Origin of the sequence: Kribbella sp. CA-294648, assembly GCF_050943845.1 — a bacterium.
In the GTDB taxonomy this organism is placed as follows: Bacteria; Actinomycetota; Actinomycetes; order Propionibacteriales; family Kribbellaceae; genus Kribbella.
In genome coordinates this window covers 5,020,882-5,043,834 of the sequence record NZ_CP191981.1, presented here as the reverse complement: position 1 = coordinate 5,043,834, position 22,953 = coordinate 5,020,882, and the positions used below count along the sequence as shown (strand labels likewise).

21 protein-coding genes and 1 pseudogene are annotated in these 22,953 nt (G+C 67.6%); 9 read left to right on the top strand and 13 right to left on the bottom strand.

Annotated features, from left to right (window positions below):
- The first annotated feature begins 32 nt into the window (after window positions 1–32).
- Window positions 33–3,305, top strand: a complete 3,273-nt coding sequence (locus tag ACQPYM_RS23950; protein ID WP_433003828.1) for a S8 family serine peptidase — start codon at window positions 33–35, stop codon at window positions 3,303–3,305.
- A gap of 42 nt (window positions 3,306–3,347) precedes the next feature.
- Here ACQPYM_RS23950 and ACQPYM_RS23945 read toward each other — a convergent pair whose 3' ends face one another.
- On the bottom strand, window positions 3,348–4,223 hold the full coding sequence (locus tag ACQPYM_RS23945) for a LysR family transcriptional regulator (protein ID WP_433003825.1): 876 nt from the start codon (window positions 4,221–4,223) through the stop codon (window positions 3,348–3,350).
- Window positions 4,224–4,294: 71 nt separating this feature from the next.
- Between ACQPYM_RS23945 and ACQPYM_RS23940 the strand changes: the two genes are divergently transcribed.
- From ACQPYM_RS23940 to ACQPYM_RS23930, 3 genes are all read left to right on the top strand, one after another.
- Window positions 4,295–5,494, top strand: coding sequence for an MFS transporter (locus ACQPYM_RS23940; RefSeq protein ID WP_433003822.1), 1,200 nt, complete (start codon window positions 4,295–4,297; stop codon window positions 5,492–5,494).
- An 18-nt stretch (window positions 5,495–5,512) separates the two neighbouring features.
- Entirely contained in the window at window positions 5,513–6,301 is a 789-nt protein-coding gene (locus ACQPYM_RS23935; RefSeq protein WP_433003819.1) for an alpha/beta fold hydrolase, read from the top strand.
- A 186-nt stretch (window positions 6,302–6,487) separates the two neighbouring features.
- Complete coding sequence (locus ACQPYM_RS23930; protein WP_433003816.1) at window positions 6,488–7,093, top strand: hypothetical protein; 606 nt, start codon at window positions 6,488–6,490, stop codon at window positions 7,091–7,093.
- A 71-nt stretch (window positions 7,094–7,164) separates the two neighbouring features.
- Here ACQPYM_RS23930 and ACQPYM_RS23925 read toward each other — a convergent pair whose 3' ends face one another.
- On the bottom strand, window positions 7,165–7,746 hold the full coding sequence (locus tag ACQPYM_RS23925; RefSeq protein ID WP_433003813.1) for a TetR/AcrR family transcriptional regulator: 582 nt from the start codon (window positions 7,744–7,746) through the stop codon (window positions 7,165–7,167).
- An 81-nt stretch (window positions 7,747–7,827) separates the two neighbouring features.
- On the opposite strand from ACQPYM_RS23925, the gene ACQPYM_RS23920 reads away from it, so the two are divergent.
- Window positions 7,828–8,589: an SDR family NAD(P)-dependent oxidoreductase gene (locus ACQPYM_RS23920; protein WP_433003810.1), complete on the top strand. Its 762-nt coding sequence runs from the start codon at window positions 7,828–7,830 to the stop codon at window positions 8,587–8,589.
- 56 nt (window positions 8,590–8,645) lie between these two features.
- Here the strand turns inward: ACQPYM_RS23920 and ACQPYM_RS23915 are convergent, their stop codons facing one another.
- Window positions 8,646–9,167, bottom strand: coding sequence for a nuclear transport factor 2 family protein (locus ACQPYM_RS23915; protein WP_433003807.1), 522 nt, complete (start codon window positions 9,165–9,167; stop codon window positions 8,646–8,648).
- A gap of 26 nt (window positions 9,168–9,193) precedes the next feature.
- Here ACQPYM_RS23915 and ACQPYM_RS23910 point away from each other — a divergent pair.
- Window positions 9,194–9,412: pseudogene (locus tag ACQPYM_RS23910) on the top strand (helix-turn-helix domain-containing protein); the annotation flags it as partial.
- Here ACQPYM_RS23910 and ACQPYM_RS23905 read toward each other — a convergent pair.
- Entirely contained in the window at window positions 9,397–9,606 is a 210-nt protein-coding gene (locus ACQPYM_RS23905; protein WP_433003804.1) for a hypothetical protein, read from the bottom strand. The pseudogene ACQPYM_RS23910 and the gene ACQPYM_RS23905 overlap by 16 nt on opposite strands.
- Before the next feature lie 183 nt (window positions 9,607–9,789).
- Here ACQPYM_RS23905 and ACQPYM_RS23900 point away from each other — a divergent pair, with 183 nt between their 5' ends.
- Window positions 9,790–10,203, top strand: coding sequence for a LysR substrate-binding domain-containing protein (locus ACQPYM_RS23900; RefSeq protein ID WP_433003801.1), 414 nt, complete (start codon window positions 9,790–9,792; stop codon window positions 10,201–10,203).
- On the opposite strand, the gene ACQPYM_RS23895 is transcribed toward ACQPYM_RS23900, so the two are convergent.
- The 7 genes from ACQPYM_RS23895 to ACQPYM_RS23865 form a co-directional block, all read right to left on the bottom strand.
- Complete coding sequence (locus ACQPYM_RS23895; RefSeq protein WP_433003798.1) at window positions 10,188–11,069, bottom strand: SDR family NAD(P)-dependent oxidoreductase; 882 nt, start codon at window positions 11,067–11,069, stop codon at window positions 10,188–10,190. The genes ACQPYM_RS23900 and ACQPYM_RS23895 overlap by 16 nt on opposite strands.
- Window positions 11,070–11,175: 106 nt before the next feature.
- Entirely contained in the window at window positions 11,176–12,630 is a 1,455-nt protein-coding gene (locus tag ACQPYM_RS23890) for a family 43 glycosylhydrolase (protein WP_433003795.1), read from the bottom strand.
- A gap of 8 nt (window positions 12,631–12,638) precedes the next feature.
- The gene (locus ACQPYM_RS23885) at window positions 12,639–14,060 is read right to left on the bottom strand and encodes a family 43 glycosylhydrolase (protein ID WP_433003792.1); all 1,422 of its coding nucleotides are present in this window, start codon (window positions 14,058–14,060) and stop codon (window positions 12,639–12,641) included.
- Between the two features lie 11 nt (window positions 14,061–14,071).
- Window positions 14,072–15,424, bottom strand: a complete 1,353-nt coding sequence (locus tag ACQPYM_RS23880) for a glycoside hydrolase family 43 protein (RefSeq protein ID WP_433003790.1) — start codon at window positions 15,422–15,424, stop codon at window positions 14,072–14,074.
- Window positions 15,425–15,538: 114 nt separating this feature from the next.
- The gene (locus tag ACQPYM_RS23875) at window positions 15,539–17,464 is read right to left on the bottom strand and encodes a S41 family peptidase (protein WP_433003787.1); all 1,926 of its coding nucleotides are present in this window, start codon (window positions 17,462–17,464) and stop codon (window positions 15,539–15,541) included.
- 31 nt (window positions 17,465–17,495) lie between these two features.
- On the bottom strand, window positions 17,496–18,320 hold the full coding sequence (locus ACQPYM_RS23870) for a hypothetical protein (RefSeq protein WP_433003784.1): 825 nt from the start codon (window positions 18,318–18,320) through the stop codon (window positions 17,496–17,498).
- 66 nt (window positions 18,321–18,386) lie between these two features.
- Window positions 18,387–19,925, bottom strand: a complete 1,539-nt coding sequence (locus ACQPYM_RS23865) for an amidohydrolase family protein (protein WP_433003782.1) — start codon at window positions 19,923–19,925, stop codon at window positions 18,387–18,389.
- A 56-nt stretch (window positions 19,926–19,981) separates the two neighbouring features.
- Here ACQPYM_RS23865 and ACQPYM_RS23860 point away from each other — a divergent pair, with 56 nt between their 5' ends.
- Complete coding sequence (locus ACQPYM_RS23860) at window positions 19,982–20,911, top strand: ABC transporter ATP-binding protein (protein WP_433003779.1); 930 nt, start codon at window positions 19,982–19,984, stop codon at window positions 20,909–20,911.
- The gene (locus ACQPYM_RS23855) at window positions 20,908–21,705 is read left to right on the top strand and encodes a hypothetical protein (RefSeq protein ID WP_433003776.1); all 798 of its coding nucleotides are present in this window, start codon (window positions 20,908–20,910) and stop codon (window positions 21,703–21,705) included. Before ACQPYM_RS23860 ends, ACQPYM_RS23855 begins: the two co-directional genes overlap by 4 nt.
- Here the strand turns inward: ACQPYM_RS23855 and ACQPYM_RS23850 are convergent.
- Window positions 21,702–22,043: a hypothetical protein gene (locus tag ACQPYM_RS23850; protein ID WP_433003773.1), complete on the bottom strand. Its 342-nt coding sequence runs from the start codon at window positions 22,041–22,043 to the stop codon at window positions 21,702–21,704. The genes ACQPYM_RS23855 and ACQPYM_RS23850 overlap by 4 nt on opposite strands.
- On the bottom strand, window positions 22,043–22,951 hold the full coding sequence (locus tag ACQPYM_RS23845; protein WP_433003770.1) for an RNA polymerase sigma-70 factor: 909 nt from the start codon (window positions 22,949–22,951) through the stop codon (window positions 22,043–22,045). The genes ACQPYM_RS23850 and ACQPYM_RS23845 overlap by 1 nt, the downstream gene beginning before the upstream one ends.
- Window positions 22,952–22,953 lie beyond the last annotated feature (2 nt).

The following is a 22,953-nucleotide window of genomic DNA, read 5'->3' as shown; positions in this document are numbered from 1 at the left end:
AAGGCCAATCGGCCAGGGGAGAGGACCGGATCATGACTTTGTCGGATACGCCTGCGCGCCACACCAGGTATCGCCGCAGGCCCGTTGCCGTGTTCGCCGCCGTACTCGGGCTGGCAGCCGCAACGCTCGTCGGGCTGCCAGGCGCGTCCGCGAAGCCAGGGGGAATCGACGCCGCGAGCCGGCCGGATCCGAAGTCCGACAAGGGCATCGGCGAGGCGGACCGGGCCAGGATCGCCGCGGCACAGTCCGCCGGGAAGAAGACGGTGACGCTACTGGTCGCCGCGGAGCCCGGCCAACTGGCGAGTGCCGCCAGCCAGTTGCGCGCGCTCGGGGGCGTCGTACTGAAGTCCGACGGGGATGTCGACTACCTCAAGGTCGAGATGCCGACCGGCAAGGCCGAGCAGGCCGGGCAGCTGAGCTCGGTCGAGGCCGTGGACGTCGACGGGCTGGTCCCGATCGACGACCCGCAGCCGGAGGGTGCCCAGCTGCCGACCCCGCAGACACCACCCAGCGCGAGCACGCCGCGGATCAACCCGTATATGCCGACCGGCGACACCCAGGCGGCGCAGTTCGCGCTGGCCAACCCGCAGTGGGACGGTCGCGGCACCACGATCGCGATCCTGGACTCGGGGATCGACCTCGACGCCCCGGCGCTGCAGACCACGACGACCGGGGCGCTGAAGATCGTCGACTGGTACAACGCGAACTCTCCGACGTCAGGTGACGCGACCTGGATCAGCACCACCGGACGATTCACCGGCACCTTCACCTCCGGCGGGCGTGCCTGGACCGCGCCCGCGACCGGTGGGCCGTACGCTCACGGTCTGCTGCGTGAGGCAGCCGGTGAACTCGCCGCGGGCGAGCTCGGTGGCGACATCGACCGCGACGGCGTGACCGCCGAGTCGATCGGCGTCCTGCAGGACCGCACCAGCAAGCACGTGTACGTCGACCTCGACCAGGACGGCGACTTCACCGACCAGACCCCGATGATCGACTTCAAGGTCAACCGGGACACCCAGTTCCTGGGCACCGACAATCCCGCGACCGCGGTCACCGAGCGCGTCCCGTTCGTCGTGGTGACCGACCGGTCGGTCTACAACCCCAGTTCGGACGCCGGCTCGGTCGTCAACCTGGGCATCGCCGGCGCGCAGCACGGCACCCACGTCGCCGGCATCACCGCCGCCAACGGCATGTTCGGCGGAGCGATGAGCGGTGCGGCTCCAGGTGCGCAGCTGATGGCCGTCAAGGTCTGCCTGACCACCACGTCCTGCACCAGCAGCGGCCTCATCGACGGCGTCCTGTACGCCGCCCACAACGGCGCTGACGTGGTCAACATCTCGATCGGCGGCCTGCCTGGCCTGAACGACGGCAACAACGCCCGGGCGACGCTGTACAACCGCACGATCGACGAGTTCAACATGCAGATCTTCAATTCAGCCGGCAACAGCGGCGCGGGCGCGAACACCGTCGGCGACCCGTCGGTGGCGACCAACTCGCTCAGCGTGGGCTCGTACATCACCCGTGCGACCTGGCTGGCGAACTACGGCTCCGACCCGTTGAGCGACAAGGGCCTGCACCCGTTCTCGTCCCGCGGCCCGCGGGAGGACGGCGGCTTCAAGCCCGACCTCATCGCGCCGGGGGCGGCGATCTCCACTACGCCGCGCTGGCAACCGGGTGGTCCGGTGCCCGGCACCTACTCCCTGCCGCCCGGCTACGCGATGCTCAACGGCACCTCGATGGCAGCTCCGCAAGCTGCTGGTGCCGGTGCGTTGCTGGTCAGCGCTTACAAGGCGACCTTCGGCACGCGGCCGACTGCTGCCGCGCTGCGCAGTGCGATCCGTTCGAGCGCTGTCCATCAGCCGCAGCTCGGCGCCTACGAGCAGGGGAGCGGCCTGTTCGCGGTGACGGCGGCCTGGGATCAGCTTCGCGCCGGACAGCGGCCGAACGCGATCACGGCGTCCGTGCCGGTGAGCACGGTGCTCAGCGGTCAGCTGGCGACGCCGAACGTCGGTGTCGGCATCCACGATCGTGAGGGCGTCACGCTCGGGGTGAAGTACAACCGCACGTACACCCTGACCCGGACGAGCGGCGCGGCCAAGCCGGTACCGCACGACGTGCGCTGGGTCGGGAACGACGGCACCTTCAACTCGCGGACGAAGGTGAACCTGCCGCTGAACGAGCCGGTCGACTTCGCAGTACAGGTCAATCCGTCCAGTCCCGGCGCGCACTCCGCCGTACTGCAGCTCGACGACCCGACCACGCCTGGCATCGACCTGAACACGATGAACGCGGTGTTCGTGCCGAACGACCTGACCGCCGCCAACGCGTACAAGTTCGAGACCAGCGGTACGGTCGGCCGCAACGGCACTCGGCACTACTTCGTCCGGGTTCCCGTCGGCGCCAGTGCGCTCAAGGTCGACCTGACCGGTGGCGGGGACACCGCGGGCGCCGGCCAGATCCGATTCCTGCGGTACAGCCCGCTGGGCCTGCCGGTGGACAGCACCTCGAGCCTGAGTTGCTACGACCCGGACGCGGGCGGGGGTTGCGCGAACGGCACAGCCCACAGCCGCACGGTGGTCAACCCGGTGCCGGGCGTCTGGGAGCTCGTGGTCGAGTCACGCCGTACCTCCGACGCAGCGTCGGCGCCGTTCGGGCTCTCGGCAACAGTTCTCAGTACGACGATCGCGCCGAACCCGGACGTGGTGGCGTCCGCGACCCTCGGTGTGCCGCAGGTCCGCAACTACACCGTCACCAACCAGTTGGCCGCCTTCACCGGACGGCTCGTCGGCGGGGGAGCGTTGGGCAGTACGCAAACGCAGCGGCCGACGGTTGCGCATCAGGCGTCGCAGAGCTTCGACGTCACGCTGCCGGCCGGCGTCACGTCGTACACGGTCCGGACCGGGAACGCATCCGACATCCGTTCGGACATCGACCTGGTCGTCTCTCGCTGTGCGCCCACCTGCGTGACCGTCGGATCCAGCACCGGCGCAACGTCTGTCGAACTGGTGACGCTCACCAACCCGCCGGCCGGCCTCTACCGGCTGAGGATCGACGGCTTCTCGGTACCGGACGGCAGTACGGCGTACGACCTGGTCGACTCCTACGTGTCACCGGCGCTGGGCAGCCTCACCAGTAGCGACGCCAATGCCAACCACCCCTCCGGTTCCTCCTGGAACCCGACCGCCACCCTGACCGCCACCGGCCAGCCAGGTGTGGGCCGGAAGCTCACCGGCACGCTGACCGTCCAAACCGACACCGGCGTCACGGTCGGCGCAGGCAGCCTGGTCGTCGACACAGTGAACTAGGGCGGCTGGCCTCCTGGCGCACCTCGAGCGCCAGGAGGTCAGTCATGTCTGCTGAGCAACGAAATCGCGGAATCGTGCGGCGGCCGGTGACAGCTCCCTGCCGAGCCGCCAGGTCAGCCCGATGTCTCGACGCGCTCTGACGCCGGCCAGCGGAACCGGCGTTGCGCCACTGTCGGAACCGCGAACAGCTCCAGCCGGCAGTACTGCGACGCCGAGGCCGGCGCCGACGAGTCGGTCGATGGTCGACAGGTCGGTGGACTCGAAGGCGATCGCCGGAGCGAAGCCGGCCGCGCGGCACAGCTCGTCGGAGACGCCGCGGAAGCCGAAGCCGGGACGAAGTCCGATGAACGGTTCAGCGGCTGCCTCGGCCAACCTGACTCGCTTCCGGCCGGCCAGCGGATGGTCCGGTGGGACGTAGAGACAGAGCCGTTGACGTTCGAGCAGGTGCCAGCCGAAGGTGGCCGCGTCCGGGCGGGAACCGGTGATGCCGAGCTCGGCTTCACCGGATTCGAGGTCGCGGACGATGTCGTGCGACGGTTCCTCTCGCAAGGCGAAGCGGATTCGCGGAGCCGTGGTCCGGAAGGATTTCAGCAGGTCGGGGACCAGTCCGGTGGCCACCGAGTGGAGGAAGGCGAGCCGGACCGTGCCCGCGTCCGGATCCTGCAGAGCCTCGATCCGCGAGCTGGCCGCGTCGACCGCGGCGATGCTCACCCGTGCCGCTTCGAGGACCAGCCTGCCGTTGGGGTTGAGCTGCAGGCCGCGGTGCTCGCGCTCGAACAGGCGCGCTCCGAAGGCGGTCTCGACCCGGGCGAGCGATCGGGACAGCGTCGGCTGGCTGGTCCCCAGGATGGCGGCCGCGTCGGTCAGGTGCTCGGTGTCCGCGAGCACGACGAACCAGCGGAGATCCTCGACATGCATGCGGATAGCGTATCGATTGGGTTCAGTTGTGACATTTTACGTATGCGTGCAGCTCTGGCACCGTCATGAGGGTGCAGACGATCGTTGCCCGCGGCTACCTCCCTGGCGAAGCCGGCTATCGCCGGCTGTCGGTCGCGTTGTTCGCGGCGGGGATGGCGACTTTTGCCATGCTCTACAGCACCCAGGCGCTACTGCCCGAGCTGGCTCGCGTGTTCAGGGTGTCGTCCAGCCAGAGTGCCTTCAGCGTGTCCTTCGCCACGATGGGCCTTGGTGTCGCACTGCTGATCGCGGGTCCGGCCTCCGAGGTCCTCGGCCGCACCCGGCTCATGCGCTGGTCAGTTGCAGCCGCGGCCGGGATCGCTGTCCTCTGTGCGATCGCGCCGACTTGGCAGACACTGCTTGCGCTCAGAGGACTGCAGGGGATCGCGATGGCAGGTCTGCCTGCTGTCGCCATGGCCTACTTGCGTGAGGAGGTCCATCCCGACAGTCACGCGAGAGCGAGCGGGCTGTACATCGCAGGCACGGCCGTCGGTGGCATGACCGGTCGACTGGTCGCCGGGGGGCTGGCCGACCTCGGCGGTTGGCGCGTTGCCATGAGTGGCATCGCCGTGCTCGGCGTCGTGTGCGCAGTACTGGTCGCCAGGTTGTTGCCGGACTCGCGGAACTTCGTGCGTTCGACAGGTAACCGCCAGACCCTGCGGGTGCTGAGGGACCCTGCACTGCTAGCGTTGTATGGCGTTGCGGCCACAGCGATGGGCGCGTTCGTTGCCGTCTACAACGCGACCGGCTTCAGGTTGGCCGAAGCGCCGTACGGGTTGGGGCCTGGGTTGGCCGGTCTGGTGTTTGGTGTCTATCTGGTCGGCTCCGCAGCGTCTGCTCTGGCGGGGAGGTTGGCTGATACGTATGGCCGACGTGCGGTGGTGCCGGTTGGCTGTCTGGTCACATTGGCAGGCGTGGGGTTTACGCTCGCGGGGCCGCTGCCTTTGGTTGTTGCTGGACTGGCGGTGATGACAGCAGGGTTCTTCGCGGTCCACGGCGTGGCCAGCGGGTGGGTCGCAGTACGGGCTCACGCGGGTGGTGGCGGTACCGGCCAAGCAGCAAGCTTCTACCTCTTCGCCTTCTACCTGGGCTCCTCAGTCTTCGGCGGCCTGGCCGGTACTGCGTGGACGCACGCCGCGTGGCCCGGAGTCGTCGCAGAGGCAGGCACCCTCCTGCTCATCACCCTGCTCTTGGCGCTGCTTCTGAGGCGTAGCGCCAAGTTGGCCGGCTGAGTGCTGCAGACTCGGGGTATGCCAGAGACGTTTGCCGTCGCTTCGGACGGGGTCAGGATCGGCTGCCAAGTCGAGGGTGCCGAGGGCAACGATCCGCCGTTGGTCCTGCTGGCCGGGCAGTCGAACAACCACCATTGGTGGGATCCGGTGCGTGACGACTTCGGTCGCCGTACGGTGACGATCGACTACCGCGGTACCGGGTCGAGCGACAAGCCGGACGAGCCGTACTCGACACCTGGCTTCGCGGCGGACGTGCTGGCGGTGCTCGACCATCTCGGCTTCGACCAGGTCGACCTGTACGGGACGTCGATGGGCGGCCGAGTCGCCCAGTGGTTCGCCGTCCTGCACCCCGACCGCCTCCGCGGCCTCGTCCTCGGCTGCACCTCACCAGGAAAGACCCACGGGCACGAACGCAGCCGGGAGATCCGCCGCGCTCTCGCCCGATCCGATCAGGCCGGACGGGACGAGGTGCTGGCCGACCTGATGTACACACCACAGTGGCGGCGGGAGCACCCAGGCCCTTATCCGGTCCTGGGCGACGCGTCCATGCCGGCGTACGCCAAAGGCCGCCACCTGGTGGCGAGCAACAGCCACGAGGCGTGGGCGGAACTGCCATCGATCAAAGCACCAACACTGATCCTGCACGGAACCGATGACATCTTCAGCCCGGCCGCCAACGCCCAACTACTGGCCGACCGCATCCCCCACGCCCACGCCGAACTGATCCAAGGCGCCCGCCACGCCTACTTCCACGAATTCCAATCCGTGGCCAGCCCGCTAGTCACCGCTTTCCTCAACGCGCTCTGACTGCGCGGGGCAACCACGCTCCTCCAGCACAACGCCTTCGAGCTGAAGCCCGCGAGGCTCACCCTCATCAACACCAGCTACCAACTGACCCTGTTCCTCGCCATGTCCCTCCCAATCGGACTGCTGTAGTGAGTGAGTGGTCTGCGACTGTGCTCCCATGGATCATGGACGAGGTACCGCCGCGGCGTGCTCGTGCGGACCAATGAAGGAGCGGCCATGCAGGGCAGACTGAACCAGGTCGGCGCGACAGTGACGATCGTGGGTTCGATCCTGTTCCTCGTCGCAGCCTTTCTCCCGATCTCCTACCGGGTGTTTCCACAGCCTTCGGCCGGGAAGAAGCTGGAGAGCATCAACGCTGCCCGGACTGAGTGGCTGGTCGCGCAGGTCCTTTTCGGTCTGGGCGCGGTCGTCACCGTGATCGGGATCGGTCTGTATGCGTACTACGCTCGCCGGGCACCCTTTGCAGGTCTCATCTGGTCCAGCGTGGCGTTGCTGACGGTTGGCGTTGTGCCCTGGTTGTGGCAGGTGTACGCGCGCGCTGCGGATCCCGAGTGGTTTGCGCAGGATTCGTTCCCGATGTGGCCCTATCTCTTCTACTTCCTCGTGACCGAGGTGGGCTTGGCGGTCCTCGGCGTGGCGCTCTTGTCCGCTCCGGTCCCGACCTGGGTCGGATTGGTCGTCATCGGCAGCATGGTCGTGCTGGTAGTCCTGACCCTGATTTTTCGGGACATGGTTCCGCTCGCCTTCTACATCGTCACGCTGCTGGCAGGAGTGATGTTCTTCAGGCAGTGATGGCGAGGCTGCTGTAGCGCCGGGGTCGCAGCGGCCGAACTAGGGCTCCTGTGTTCCGGCGACAAGCTCCCTCACCTGGCGGCGGCGAGGATTGCTTTGGCGAGGGTGTAGTTGTGGGCTGCTGGGCCATCCGGGCCCAGGGCTTGGACCGAGGCGTAGGCGCCTTCGAAGATCAGGGTCAGGTGGTCGGCCAGGGCGGATGGGTCCGCCACGTCCAGGGCTGCGGTCAGGTTGGCGAACTGGGTGCGGACCCAGCGCTTCATGGTGACGGCTTCCTGGTGGCTGGGGAGGGTTTCGTCGGGGAACTCCGTGAGGACCATCAGGAAGGGGCAGCCGCGGCAGATGTCCGGCTGGAGCATGACGGTCTGGGCTTCGAAGAGCGCGAGGATCCGGGCTTGCGGGTCGTCGCCGGCGCTCTCGAGTGCGGTCCGGAACCAGTCGCGGTAGGCGACGTGGGCGCGTTCGACGTACGCGGCGATCAGGTCGTCCTTCGAGGCGAAGAGCCGGTACAGGGTGGTCGGGGCGATGCCGGCTTCCGCGGCGATCTTGTCGACGCCGACCGCGCGGATGCCCTGCCAGTAGAAGAGTTCGTGCGCGACCTCGAGCACGTGCTCGCGCGTCTCAGCGGAACTGCGCCGGTGTGAGCCTGCCATGAGACCAGTCTAGCGATGTTAGGAATCGTTCCCTATCATCGAGTTTGTTAGGGATCGTTCCATCTTCGAGAAGGACCAGATATGAGCTTGAACGGCAAGACGGCACTGGTGACGGGCGGCTCCCGCGGGATCGGCAGGGCGGCGGCTGTGCGACTGGCGGCCGAGGGTGCGCGGGTCGCAGTCCACTACGGCACGAACGAAGCGGCAGCGAAGGAGACCGTCGAAACCATCGTGGCCGCCGGCGGAGAGGCGTTCGCGGTTGGCGCCGAGCTCGGTGTGGACGGCGACGTCGACACCCTCTTCGAGGGACTGAGAGCGGGCCTAGGTGGCGCCGACCTGGACATCCTGGTCAACAACGCCGCCGTCATCGACTACGCCGACAACATCCACGACGTGACCCGGGAGTCCTATGACCGGGTCATGGCGATCAACGTGCGCGCGCCGTTGTTCATCACCCAGCGGGCATTGCCGCTGATGCCCGACGGCGGACGGATCGTGAACGTGTCCTCCGGCGTGACCTGGTTCGCGCAGCCGGAGATCGTGTACGCCATGACGAAGGGCGCCTTGAACGTGTTCACCCGCTCGCTGGCCAAGACGCTCGGCCCGCGACAGATCACGGTCAACACGGTGTCGCCGGGCATCACCGAGACCGACATGAACGGCTGGCTGCAGGACCCCGACTCGGCCGCAAAGGTCGCCGCGATCGCGGCCCTCGGACGCCACGGTCGGGCACCGGACATCGGCGACGTCATCGCCTTCTTCGCCTCGGACGACGCCCGCTGGATCACCGGCCAGGTCCTGGAAGTCAACGGCGGCCTCTGGCTCGGCCCGAACGACCGCTGAGCTTCACGGCAACGTGGGTGGCCTCCGGCGAGAGACCACCCACGGGCGGCTCGGAACTACTGGGCGAGGCGGGTGGGGATGGGCGCCAGGGGATAGGTGTTCCAGAAGTAGGCGTCGGCGGCGTGTTGGTCGCCGGGGTAGTTGATTGCCTCGGCGATGCGGCCTGACTTGATCCGGAACGCCAGTGCCCAGGTGAGGTCGAGGCCGGCCGGGGTGGTGCTCCAGCCGCGGTGCAGGTCGACCACCCAGTCTCCGTCGGCAGCCAGGAAGATGGGGTCGGCGCGGAAGCCTGCCTTGGCCAGTTGGGCGAAGAACGCCAGTACTTCGTCCGCGCCGCGCTTGGTGCCGGCCAGGGGGTGATGGCCGGGGATCGTCCAGCGGATGTCGGGAGCGAAGTACTTGGTGCGCATGGCTGCGAGATCGTTGGCGGCGTAGGCCTCGTAGTAGCCGCGGATCAACCGGACGTTGGGATGTTCGCGACCTTGGGAGCTCGCGGACGCCGTACCGGGGACAGCCAGGGCGGCGACCGTGGTGACGGCCGCTCCGCGCAGGAGGGCGTTGCGGGAGATCTCAGGCATCGGGAAGGCTCCTTGTATCACAGGGGATGGACAACTTCTTGCTCATCAGCAGACCGCGGCACCGCGGAGGGCGTCCAATACCTGTGGTCATGCCGTCAGGGCATGATGGGGTGATGGATGTGGACACCCGGCTGTTGCGGTACTTCGTTGCTGTCGCCGAGGAGCTCAGCTTCACTCGTGCGGCCGAGCGGTTGTTCGTCTCCCAGCCGACGCTGAGCAAGCAGATTCGTCAACTGGAGAACGAGTTGCGGACGCCGGTCTTCGTCCGGACCAAGCGCGAGGTGTCGCTGACGCCGGCCGGTCGTGCGTTGTTGCCGGTGGCCCGCGAAATGCTCGAGGTCTGGCAGGCAGGACTGCGGGACACCCGGACGGCGGCGTCCACCGCGGCCAAGGTGGTGCGGGTCGGCTTCCAGGCGACGGCGGCTGGACCACTGACCACCGTCGCGCGGACGGAGTTCGCACGCCTCCACCCTGACGTCGTGGTGGAACCCAAGCGGTTCGACTGGGGTGGCGAGGCAGCTGCCCTCCGGGAGGGCCTTGCCGACGTCGCGTTCGTCTGGTTGCCGGCCGACACCAGCGGGCTGGATCTCGAGGTGGTGCGAGTCGAACAGCGCATGGTGGGATGGCCGCGGCCCACCGCCTCGCCGCCCAGAGCACGGTCTCCATCATGGATCTCGCCCCCGAACCGATCATGTGGACGTCGCTCGCCCCGCGCCCCTGGGTCGACTGGTGGGCGGTCAATCCACGGCCGGACGGTTCCGAACCTGTCTGGGGACCGCAGAACGCGAACGTCGAGGAGATGCTGGAAGACGTCGCCTCCGGCCTCGGCATCTGCATCGCCCCACAGTCGATGGCCGTGTACTACGGACGGCCCGACCTCGTCTGGCGGCCGATCCCCGACATCGAGCCACTCCGCATCGCACTGGCCTGGCCGGAGACGTCCAGCAGCCCACTGGTGGCTGCCTACGTCGAAGTCGTCCGCCAGTTGGCCGAGGGGATGGCGGCGGATGGTGAGGAGGCTCAGCCGGTCAGGTAGCCACCCGACGCGTCGACGTCGGTACCGGTGACTGCGCTGGACCGGTCGGAGCTGAGCCACATGACCACGGTCGCCATCTCCTCCGGGCGAACGATCCGCTTGATCGGGTAGTCCTGGGCGATCTGCTCGTACGTCACACCGAAGGCTTCGGCGGCTCTGCGCAGCATCGGGGTGTCGACGGCACCGGGCGCGAAGGCGTTGATCCGGATGTTGTCGGCGGCGTACTCGAGCGCGGCGACCTTGGTCAGTGATGCGACCGCGTGCTTGCTCGAGTTGTACGGCGCGATGGTGGCGAAGCCGACCTCGGACGAGATCGACGCGGTGTTGACGATGACACCACCACCCTGCTTGAGCATCTGGGCGAGCTCGTACTTCATCCCGAGGAAGACACCGCCGGCGTTGGTGCGCCAGACCGACTCCATGTCGGCCATCGACTGCTCGTGCAGCCGGGCAGCCCGTGGGCTCTCGATCCCCGCGTTGTTCACCGCCACATCGATGCGTCCGTAGCGTTTCAGGCAGGCGTTGACCAGGTCCCGTACTTCGTTCTCGTTGCGGACGTCGGCTCGCCGGTAGGTCGCCTCGCCGCCGGTGGAACGAATGCTCGCTTCGACCTTGCGCCCCAGCTGAACCCGGCGGCCGCAGAAGAACACCCGGGCGCCGGCTGCTGCCATCGCCCGGGCGGTCGCTTCACCGATCCCCGAGGTCGCTCCGGTGATGAGGACGGTCTTACCTGCGAACTCCTTTGATTGGGGGTTCCGGGCGGCCGAGGCGGTCTGGGGTGCAGTGGGGAGAAGACCGGCTGCTATTCCTGACGCTCCGATCGCCAGCGCTTGCCGCCGGGAACGACGGGGGGCTTGTGAAGACACGATGATGTACCTCTCGGCTGAGACGGGCGAGCAAGATGCTCGATCGCCTCAACGAAATCAGCGGCACGATCCACCGTCCAATACCTCCCGTCATTCCAGTCAGGCATCAGCCGATCGGCTCGCCGGAGGGGGCAGCGAGTTGGGTGCCCAGGCGGACCGGCGTACCGAAGTTGGGGGTTCCGTCGGCGTTCCAGGTGAACTTCTGCGCGCGGGTGGAGCGGTTCATGTCGCAACCGCCCGAGGCACTGTCGTTGGCGTGGTAGACGATCCAGTCCTCGGTGCCGTCAGGCGACTTGAAGAAGCCGTTGTGGCCGGGGGCAAAGACTCCGTTGCCGTCGCTGCGCTGGAACACCGGGTTCGGCGACTTGGTCCAGTGCGACCGGTTGAGCGGGTCGGACCCGGTCAGGGTGAGCAGGCCGAGCTTGTAGTCCGGGCCCCAGCAGGCGCTGGCGGAGTACACGATCATCACGCGGCCGTTGCGGTACAGCGGTTCCGCGCCCTCGTTGACCGGCGCGGTCTGCCGTTCCCACGCCAGTGTGGGTTGCGAGATGGTACGTCGTGCGCCGCTGATCGTGTACGGGTTGGACAGCGGGGTGATGGTCAGACTCTGGGTCCCGTCGATCGCACTGCCCATCAGGTACAGCTTGCCGTTGTGTTGCAGGATGCTCGGGTCCAGCTCCCAGGTGCTACCCAGATCGGCCTTGAACGTGTACGGGCCCAATGGGTCGGTGCCGGCGCTTTCCAGCACGTGCAGGCGCTGAGTCGGGTTGTAGTCCGACACGTTCTGCCCGGCCACGTAGTACAGGTACCAGCGGCCGTTGAGCAGATGGAACTCCGGTGCCCACATGTTGCAGCAGCCGTTGGGCCGGCCGGACAGGTTGAACACCACGGTGTCCGCCGCGCTCGACAGGCCCGCCAGCGTGCGGGACCGGCGCATGGTGATCGTGGAGTTCCAGGTGGTCGTGGCCAGGTAGTAGTAGCCGTTGTAGTACTGAAGCCACGGGTCGGGCCCGTTGCGCTTGATCGGGTTGGTGAACATGCCAGGCGAGCTCACCTTGACCAGCTGCCACTGCTGGTTGGTCGCGCCGGTGTCGGGCCACTGGATGAGCTGCGCGCCGTCGGCGGTGGAGAAGTCCAGTACGTCGACGGCCTTGCCGCTGGCTCGGTTGACAAGGCGGACCCGGCCGCCGTCGGAATCGGCCAGCCGGAACTGCTGGCCGGTGCGGTTGGCATCGGTCGTTTGGACGAGCCCGGCCCGGTCTGCGGTGGACTGGAAGTCCAGCACTTTGCCACTGTGCCGGGACTTCAGGCGGTAGTAGCCGCCACCCGAGTCAACGAACTGCCACTGTTGCCAGGCGCCGTCGTTGCGCGACCACTGCACGATCGGAGCGCCGTCGTTCGTGGCCAGGTTGTACACGTCCAAGGCCTTGCCGCTGTTCTGGTTGACCAGGACATAGGAGGCGTTGGTGTCCACAGTGGCCGCAACCGCGGTCTGTGGAGCGGCCACCGCTGCGGCGACGAGCACCACAGCGGTGGTGAACAAGGCGGTTATACGCTTCATAGTGACTCTCATTCCAGTACGAACGTGGCGTCGGAGCGGCCCTGGGCATCGGCTATCGCTTGCAGGTAAAGCAATCCGTTGCTGTGCCGGAGGTAGCGGCCGGGGAAGTTCAGGGACTCGTACGACGCGGCCGAGCTCGCGGCGAGGCCGGCGCGTTGGGTGAAGCTGGCGTCGTTGCCGAACAGGGTGCTGCCGTCGCTGCGCTCGACCCAGCCTTCGTTGTTGCGGTGCCGCAGGTAGTAGCCGGGGAAGTTGGTCGACTCGAACGACACTGTCCCCGGCCCGGCCAGACCTGTCACCGGCTTGAACTGCGAATCGGCCAGCGGAGCCACGTTGGCTTCGAGCTTCGCGCGGTACTCCCAGTGCCGTACGAAGCGGTCAGAGTTGTACGACTTGAGCCGGACCGGCGTCGGGCCATCCGCTACCGGGATGCCGAAGTCCGGTGAGCCGTCGGCCTTGTAGTAGACCTTCTGCACCCGCGTACGCCGGTTCGGGTCGTTGAGCGGGTCGCCGACGATGTCGCGGTAGTTGCGGTCGTGGTAGACCATGATGTCGCTCTGGCCGTCCTCGGACACCGTGAACGAGTTGTGGCCCGGCCCGTACTGACTTGTCGCGGCGTTGCTGGCGAACACGGGGTTCGGGCTCTTGGTCCAGGATGCCGCGTTGAGCGGGTCCGCCGTGGCCGACGCGGTCAGCATGCCGAGGCAGTAGTTCGCGTCGGTGGCACTCGCGGAGTACGTCAGGAAGAGTTTTCCGTTGCGCTGCAGGACTGTGGGCCCTTCGGCGACCTTGTGCCCACGCGTCTCCCAGGCGAGCGTCGGCACCGTCAGCCGGGTCACCGAGCCGGTGATCGTCCACGGGTTCGCGCCAATCCGGGCGACGTACAGGTTGGAGCCGGTGGAGATCCCCGGTTCCTGCTGAGCCCAGGTCAGGTAGCGCACGCCGTTGGTGACGAACGTGGAGGCGTCCAGCGAGAACGTGTCCCACGGTGTGGTGATGCGGCCGCGTTCGGTCCAGGCTCCGGTCACCGGGTTGGCGCTCGAACTCTCCAGCACGTACATCCGGATCCGCCAGACGTCGTCGGCGCGACCGGCCGCGAAGTACACGTACCACTTGCCGTTGATGAAGTGGATCTCCGGCGCCCAGATGTGGGCGCCCATCTCACCGCTGGAGTGCTTGCGCCAGATCACCGTCTCCGCCGCCGTGGCCAGACCTTGGATCGTGGTCGCGCGGCGCAGGACGATCCGGTCGTACTCCGGGACGGTGGCCGTGAAGTAGTAGAAGCCGTCGGTGTGTTTGAAGATGTGCGGGTCGGCCCGTCGCTCCGCGATCGGGTTGGTGTTCCGCACCGCCGGTGTCGCGCTCGCCGGTGGGGCGGGCAGCACGGCAGCACAGGTGATCATCAGCAGTACCAGCAAACGACGGATCATCGACTGTCCTCTCAAGCTAGCGGCGTGGAAAGGGTGAACGACGCGTCCCGGGCGAACGCCGCGTCGGAGGTGCGCCAGTCGACCCGCACCTCGTAGTTGTAGTGGCGCAGGTACCGGCCGGGATGGGCATACGACTCGAACGACGTACCACCGGCCAGACCGGCCCGGCCGCAGAACGTGGCGTCGCGGGCGAACACCGAATCACCAGGGTTGGTGTCCAGCCGGACGCGGAAGGCGTAGTGCCGCAGGTAGCGGCCCGGGAAGTTCACCGAGCGGAACGAGTAGCAGTTGCTGTTCGCCAGTCCGGGCACGATGGTGAACGTCGCGTCCTGGCGAGTGGTGAGGCTGCTGGACGCACTGACCGGCTCGACGTAGGCCAGGTTGTCGCGGTGCCGGACGTAGCGGGTGGAATCGCTGACCGCGCGCAGGGACCGGTTGCCCGTCGGTACTACGGTGCTGTCGCCGGAGTCCTCTCGCAGTACGGTGAAATGCCGGGCGACGCCGGACAGGCCGGGCATCTCGACCTTGCCGCCGAAGGAGTTCAGGTTCGAGCTGTCGGCGTAGAAGTAGCGCTTCTGGCCGTACTGGTCGAAGTAGAGCCGCCAGCGGCCGTCGGGCAGCCGCACGACCGCGGGTCCTTCCAGCCCCGCACCCCAGCCCGCCCAGTTGCCGGTGCCAACAAACGTCCAGGGACCGTTCAACGACGTGGCAGTGGCGTGCTCGATGTACTTCGTCGTCTCGTTCTTGAGGAAGTTGTGGTAGGTACTGCCGATCTTGACCACGAAGCTGTCGATGAAGTTGGCCTGGATGCCGAGGGCAACGGGGCTGGCCCACGCGGACAGGTCGGAGTTGGTCGCGGTGATCCGGTACGGCCGGAACTGGCCCGCCGTTCCTGCCGTGGACGCGGAGAAGATCACGTGCACGCTGCCGTCGGAGTCCTTGAACCATTCCGGCGCCCAGGTGCTGCCGGTGGCTCCGTTGAGGCCGACCCGGACGTTGCGAAGGAACGTCCAGCTGACGTAGTCGGCGCTGCGGGCGAAGCCGATCGTGTCGCCGGTCCAGTTGGTCGTGTAGACGATGTAGTAGTAGCCGTCGGTATGCCTGATCACGCTGGGATCGCGGATCAGACCCGACGGCGGGGTGTACGCGTTCGCCCGGACCCGGGTGAAGTTGGTCGCGTTCGCCGAGTCGTAGACGTACATGTTCGACTCGCTGCTGTTGGTGAACGCCGTCATCAGGTAGTGCGGCGCGGGGCCGGCGGCCGCAGCGACCGGGGGAAAGACGAGGATGCTCGCCACGGCGGCCAGGACGGTCGCGACCGCGGTCAGCGCGAACCGGGCATGACGGGGTAGGGACGGGTGCATGGGACGGGATCCTTACGTTGGGGCGGCACGTAAAGCGGGGCAGTAAAGTTAGCGCTAACATTGTGTTGCACGAAGATGTCTTCTGGCAATGGCCCCGTTGTGACAGACGCTGAGTTACAGGCGTTGCTGGGTGGCCGCGACCAGGGTGCCGGCCGGGTCGTAGCCTTCGATCCGGATGAGGTTGCCGCCGGCGGCGGGGACGGTGAGCTGGGTGGTGCCGTCGTCGGTGGCGGTGGTCGCGACCGGCCGGCCGTTGACGTAGACGTCGATGCCGGCGACCGCTGCCGTGGTGATGGTGAGCTTGCGTTTCTTGGTGCCGGCCGCGGCCGCGGTGAAGCGCAGTACTCGCGGCTGTCCTTGGGCGAGCAGGGCGCCGGCGGCAGCCATGAGATCCGCGTTCTCCTCCAGGAGATCGCGCTTGGTCAGATCGTGCCGTGCGTCCGGTACTACGCCGAGGTCTTCCACCGGCTGGCCCATCCGGGTGCCGACCCGCAGGCAGCGGCGCAGCGCGACGCGCATCTGCACGCCTTTGGGGAGCGGCTTGAGTTCGCCGTCGGTCCACTCCGTGCGCAGCTCCTCGTGCGTGACAACGTTCGCTCCGCCCGCGCCGGTGTTGGCCTCGACGCCCAGTACCGGGCCGATCTGGTGGTCCTGGAAGCCCGCGGCGAAGATGTCGCAGGCGCTGTAGCACTGCGCATCGGTCACCAGCACGACCGGACCTTGGTAGAGCTGCCCGACACTGTTGACCACGTCGATCGGATAGAGCGGAAAGGCCGTCGAGTACGCCGATCCGGTGGTGACCGCTTCCTGCAGGGAGGCCTTCCATTCCTGGTAGTCGGCGACGGTCGTGGCGAGACCCGTAGTACCGGGGGTGCTCACGAACTGGAAGGGCTCCGGCGTGACCCGGTGCGGGCTGAAGAACTGGAGCAGGAACTCCGCCGCGATCACGTAGCCGCCACCGTTGCCGCGGACATCGAGTACCAGGCCTTCGGAGGGGAGGACGGACAGCAGCCGCGCGACCTCGTTGAGGAAGGCGTTGATGTCCTGGTCCTGCATGTGGAAGGTGAAGATCCGGAGATGTCCGAAGGTGCCGCTCGGGGTTTCGACGATCCGGGCCTTGAGCTCGTCGGGCCGGCTGCTCGGGACCGGCCCGGCCGCGAGCGGTTGCGCAGTACGGGATCTGGCGGCGCGGCCCTTGGGGCTGGTGGCGATGGGCGTTTCGGTCAGGGTGGCCGGCGCGAACAGCCGGCGTTTCATCCGCCGGGTCAGTTCGGTGCGAAGATCCATGCCGACCAGGTGATTCGCCGCGGTCGCGACGCCGGTCGGCAGTGACGGCAGGCTTCCAGGGGTGGTCACCTCGCCGGCGGACTCGAAGACCCGCCACGGCGTCCGGGTCTCGTGGGTGGTTCCGTCGACCTTGTAGGTGACGTCGACCCAGTCCTCGTCGGGAGGCAGCGACATGTTGATCGAGCGCAACGTCATGTTCTGCAGGCCTTGCGCGAGCTGGGCCGCCTTGTTGCTGCCGGCCTCACGGGCGGCGTTCGCCTCGACGGCAAGGTGGATCGGCGTACCGTTCCAGTGGGTGACTTCGACTCCTGGCTTGAGCTGTGGGTCACCGGTGATGTGGTCGAAGGTCTTGGTCACCAGGTAGGCCGTGCGGCCGTTGTCGACACAGCGCTCGAGGAAGATGCCGAGGAACGCGAATCCGGCGTACCGCGAGGGCAGGATGTAGTTGGTGTGCAGGTCGTGCAGGCCGAGGAAGATCCGCTGCAACTGCCCGTGGAACTCGGTTTCGGTGAGGTCGGCGAGCCGGTGCCGCAGGAGGCGGAGCGCCTGCAGCGGGTCGATCGCGTGCATGGCGCGCTTCAGCGGCAGGTGCGCGTAGACCTCGCCGATCAGGATCTCGGCCTGGCCCAGTACGACGCGGCGCTGCGCGTCGGTGAGCGGACCCTGCGCGATGTGACGACGGAACTGCGGCATGGTGCGGACGGTGCCAAGGTCATGGTCCGCTGTCAGGACGACGGTATCGGGGTGGGACATGGGTGACCCTTTCGTGAGTGGCCCGCGGGCTCTAGGACTTGGGTGCTTGCCAGATCATCGTGTGGTCGCGGTCGGCGGGGGAGCGCTCGATGGTGTTGTTGTGCCGGGGCGTGGCAGTGCGTCCCCAGCGGTCGTCGCCGATCCAGATCGGCTGGCCGTAGGGGAGGTCGGCGTGGGGGATCCGGGCGTAGTCGCTTTCGGTAATCTTGGGGCCGTAGTTGGGACCGGTCTGGTCACCGCCTGGATCCGGGGTGACAGCGGCGCGGACGGCGGGGATCGCGGCGGCCCACCGGGCGGCGAGATCAGCGGCGTCATGGGCGGACGGGTGAGGAATCCTGAAGGTCGGAACGTCGGGTGCGGTGTCCCACAGCTTGAGAGCGGCCTGGGCGTTGACGCCGAAGGCAACGATCGCTTCCAGCCTCGAGTCGGTGACGAGGTCGTAGAAGCGGTTGCGCCAGGCAAGTTGGTCCGGATCGGACAACAGCGGACGGGCTCGGCCGCCCTTACTGGGATGGACGGCGAAGGGGAACGCGTTGACCAGCGCGTAGCTGGTGGTCAATCCCAGCTTGGCCAGGAATCCCTGCACCCGCTGGCCGGCGTCGCCGACCAGGGTGCGGCCGACGAGACGCTCGGTGGGTCCTGGGTCGGAGGCGATCCCGAGCACCTTGGCGGCGCCGTTGAGGCGGCCGCGGTAGAAGACCGGACCCCAGTCGTACCAGAAGATGTCCCGGTCCTCGGGGGCGATCGGTGGCAGCGCGGCGAAGTGCCGGGCGATCGCGGTGGGCGGACCTTTGTCGAACTCGGTACTCGGTGGAGCGCCTGGGTCGAAGTCGAGCATCGTGGCCCCCTCGGTCACTGCGGTGGATGTCGAGCTGGGTGACCCACCAAGGGGGGCGGTCGAGCAGGTGGGTGGTTCGGGTGGTCAGGCGAAGATCGGGCCGACGGCGGGGTAGCGCGCGATCAGCTTGGCGCGCATCTCCTTGAGCCGGCGTGGCGGTCCGTCGGTACCGGCGTCCTCCGGGGAGCCGAAGCGGGTGTCGAGCAGCATCGGGCGTCCCCAGGCGGTGACCGGCTCGTAGGGGACCGGGGTGGAGATCTCGGCGATCCAGTCCGGCCGCCCGTAGATGATGTCCCCGCCGATCATCACCAGGTCCACCCAGGACGGGTACGCCGCGACCACGCTGTCGTACGGGTCGTCGAGGCGCTTCTGAATGATCGTCAGGTCGGCCGAGCGTCCTGCCTCGAGGGTTCCGAGTTTGTCCGCGAGCCCGGCGATCCTGGCGGCGTCGCTGGTGACCATCCGCACCAGGTCGTCAGGTTTCACCGTGACCCCGGGGGACTGCTGGAGGACCTGCCAGGCCACCTTCATCTCGTGCAGCAGACTCGGGCTGCCGGAGGGCATCCAGTCCGCGCCCAACGCGACCGGTACGCCGGCCGCCAGTACCGCGCCGAGGTCGGTCGTCTCGTTGTACAGGCGCAGATTGGACTGCGGCGACCACACCAGCTTCCCACCAGCGGCGGCGAGCTGCTCGAAATGCACCCGGGTCAGGGCGGTCCCGTGAATGACCACCGTCGCGGGCCCGAACAACGGGGCGGCGGTGAACTTGAGGAACTCGTTCACCGAGGTCTGGTTGGTCTTCTGCCCTTCGGCAAGGTGGACGTAGTGCGCCTTGACCGTGCCGGTGTCGAAGATGCCCTTGCGGATGCTTTCGATGTCAGCCTCGTCGAGACGGTCGAAATCCACCGTACTGCGAGCGATCTGGGTGCCGAAGACCCGCAGGTCGACGTTGCGCACCAGCGCCTCGGCCTTGTTCGGGTAGTCCTGCGAAGCACCCTGGATGGCGGTCACCCCACCGACCACCGCCCGGACCTCCGCATAGCGGGTCATCGCGGTCTTGACCGACATCGACTTCCCGCCGGCGGTCAGCGCGGCCCAGGGCTTCTTGATGAGCTGGTCGTACTCGTCGCTGTCCCGCCAGCTGCCGCGGTTGATGTAGACGTTCGGTGGCTCCCAGGCCGCGAACACGTTGTACTCCGGGTGTCCGTGCAGATCGATCAGCCCCGGCAGGATCACGCCGCCGGTGTTGATCGCGTGCTGGACGTCGCGCGGTTTGGTCGAGCGAACGGAAACGATCTTCCCGTTCTCCACCACCACCCAGCCACGGGCCAGCGATCCGTCGCTCTTCAGGACCGAACCGCCGAGAGCCGTTTGTTCGTTCGGTCTGAGTTCGGCCCCCTCGATGGCGCCGGGCAGCGCGGCATCCAAGGGATCCCGGATCCGCTGCCGGGTCGTTGGCCGGACAGGTCCTCGCACGGCGCGTGGCACCCCACGCCCGTACGCCTCGTCGAATGCGTCTCGCCCCGCCACAGCGTCCACCCCCCGGAAGATTCCCTTCAGCATGCTCCCGTGCCGGGCGGGGGGCAACCACCAAGCCTCGACCAGGTGGCTTGCGATCTGCACAGAACCTTCGCAAATCGTCCGCACAATCTGACCAGCCGGGCTCTTAGGGTCGCCGCATGATCCAGGTACGCGGGCTGACCAAGCGGTACGGCGAAGTACTGGCCGTCGACGAGTTGAGCTTCGAGGTGGAGCCGGGCAAGGTGACCGGGTTCCTCGGACCGAACGGGGCCGGGAAGTCGACGACGATGCGGATGATGCTCGGACTCGACCGGCCGACCGCGGGGGAGGTGCTGGTCAACGGGCGGCCGTTCTCGGCGTACGCCGAACCGCTCCGTGAGGTGGGGGCGCTCCTCGACCCGGGCTCGGTCCATCCCGGCCGTACCGGGCGCAGTCATCTCCGGGTCGCGGCGCAGACGATCGGTCTGCCGATGAGCCGGGTCGAGGAGGTGATCGAGCAGGTCGGTATCGAAGGGGCGGCGCGCCGGCGGATCAAGGGGTACTCGCTGGGCATGCGGCAGCGTCTCGGCATCGCGGCGGCGCTGCTGGGTGATCCCCGGGTGCTGCTCTTCGACGAACCGATCAACGGGCTGGATCTCGACGGTGTCCGCTGGATCCGCGAACTGCTCCGCCGCCTCGCCGACGAGGGCCGCACGGTGCTGGTGTCGAGCCACCTGATGAGCGAGATGCAGCAGACGGCGGACCGGCTGGTCGTCATCGGACGCGGTCGGTTGATCGCCGACGCGACCACTGAGGAGATCCTGCGCGGACTGGGACGGCGGCTGGTACGGGTACGCAGCCCGCAGTCCGGCAAGTTGCTCGAACGACTGCAGGAGCGCGGTGTCCAGGTTGAGCGTCGCGGTGACCAGGAGTTGGAGGTCGAAAATCTGGCCGCCGAAGAACTGGGCGAATTCGCTTGTCTGGAAGGCATTCCGCTCCACCACCTGTCCGATGCCGAGCAGTCGCTCGAGCAGGCATTCCTCGAACTCACGGACGACAGCGTGGAGTACCACGGTCGCCACGCCGAGGCCACGGAGGTAGCGTCATGACAACCTTGGAAGCTTCGACCAACCGCGTGTCGGCCGGGCAGATCTTTCTCCGCACCTGCAGAGCCGAGTGGACCCGCCTGTGGACGGTGAAGGCCACCTGGTGGTTCCTGGCCGCGGCGGCCGCGATCATGATCGGCTTCGGGGCCATCGCCGGTTTCGAAGCGGGCGGCGATCCCACCCCCACCCCGGATGCGTCAGCCTGGCAAGCCGCGCACTTCACCGGCTTCCCAGCCCAATTCGCGTTCCTCGCCCTGGTCCTCATCGCGGTGACCGCGGACTACGCGACCGGTGGAATCATCCCCACGCTGCAGTGGACGCCACGCCGTACGGTCCTCTTCTTCGCTCGCACCGTCGTCACAGTAGGAACCGTCACGCTGGCCGGCGTGCTGCTGGCGGTGGCGTCCGCTCTGGCGGCTTTCATCGCCGCAGGCCACGTGCTCACTCTGCCAGTGGACGACGGCGTCGACACCCTCGCAACCGTGGCCTTCGTCTTCGCAGCCGGAACGGGTCTGGCAGCAGGCCTGGGCTTCGTACTGCGCAACACGGCCGGCGGCCTGGTGGCGGTCTTCCTGCTGATCCTGTTGCTCCCGCTGATCCTGCCCCAGTTCGGCTACGACTGGTTGACGACCGTCGCCGACCTCCTCCCAGGCTCTCGCTCCATCTTCCTTCTGACCGGCGAACCCAACGACCGAGGATTCACCACCACGTCCTCCGTCATCACCATGCTGACCTGGGCGACTACTCTCCTCCTCGTCGGCTTCCTACGCCTCCACCGCACCGACGCCAACCGCTAGCCCTGCAGTTGTTGGTTCCAGGTGGCGAGTTTGGCTGGGTTGAGGATCAGCCAGAGATGGGTGACTCGGAGGTCGGTGCCGTCGGCGCAGAGCACGGCCTGGGTCAGGCCGGCACGGCGTACGACGATCGCTTGGTTGCTGTTGGCATCTTCCACGGACAGGTCGGCCCAGGGGGCGGTGCAATGCAGGGTCAGCAGCCGGGCGATCTCCGCGGCGTCGCGGACCGGATGGAGGGGAGCGGCTACGTGCCCACCGCCGTCGCAGACCAGTACTGCGTCCGGAGCGAGCAGAGGTTCCACCTGTCCGGACCGCAGGGCGGTGAGGAGCTGGTCGATCATCAGCTCACACCGGCGAGCTTGGTCGGGTTCATCTGCCAGTAGATCCGGTTGATGCCCTCGGGTGATCCGACCACGGTGACCGCGGCGAAGACCGCTCCGTCCATGCTGAGCAGGCCCATCGCCTCACCGTTGACGGTGGTGATCTCCACCTCGACACCAGCCCAGAAGCGGCTGGCGAAGGCCCGGTAGTACTTCGCGACCCGCTCCACACCATGCACGGGAATCCTGGATGCCCGGACGATCCCGCCGCCGTCGGAGTAGCTCGACACGTCCGCCGCGAACAGGTTCTCCAGTGCGGTCAGATCGCCAGACCGGGCCGCGCTGATGAAGGCGGTGAGCAGCTCGCGTTGCTCGGCCCCGCTGACCGGCGTACGACGATCGCCGGTGACCCGTTTGCGGGCGCGGCTGACGAGTTGCCGGACAGCGGGTTCGTTGAGTTGGAGGATCTCGGCGATCTGCGGGTACGGGTAGTCGAAGGCCTCTCGCAGTACGTACGCCGCCCGCTCGTTCGGCTTCAGCCGTTCCAGCAGGATCAGTACTGCGAACTCCAGCGCCTCGCCGCGTTCCGCTCCGAGGTACGGGTCGGCGCTGGTGTCGACCGGCTCGGGCAACCAGGGCCCGACGTACGTCTCCCGCCGGACCCGTGCCGACTGGACCGCGTTGATGGCCAGCCGGGTCGTGGTGGTCGCCAGGTACGCCGCTGGGTTCGTCACGGCACTCCGGTCGCAAGCCTGCCAGCGCAGCCACACCTCCTGCACCAGATCCTCGGCCTCGGTGGCACTGGACAGCATCCGATAGGCAATCCCGAACAAGCGCGGCCGCACCTCACCAAAGACCCGCGCAGCCTCATCGAGATCCGGGGTGGCCCCTGACTGGTCCACCTCGGCGCCGTCCGCCTGTTCGGGCATCG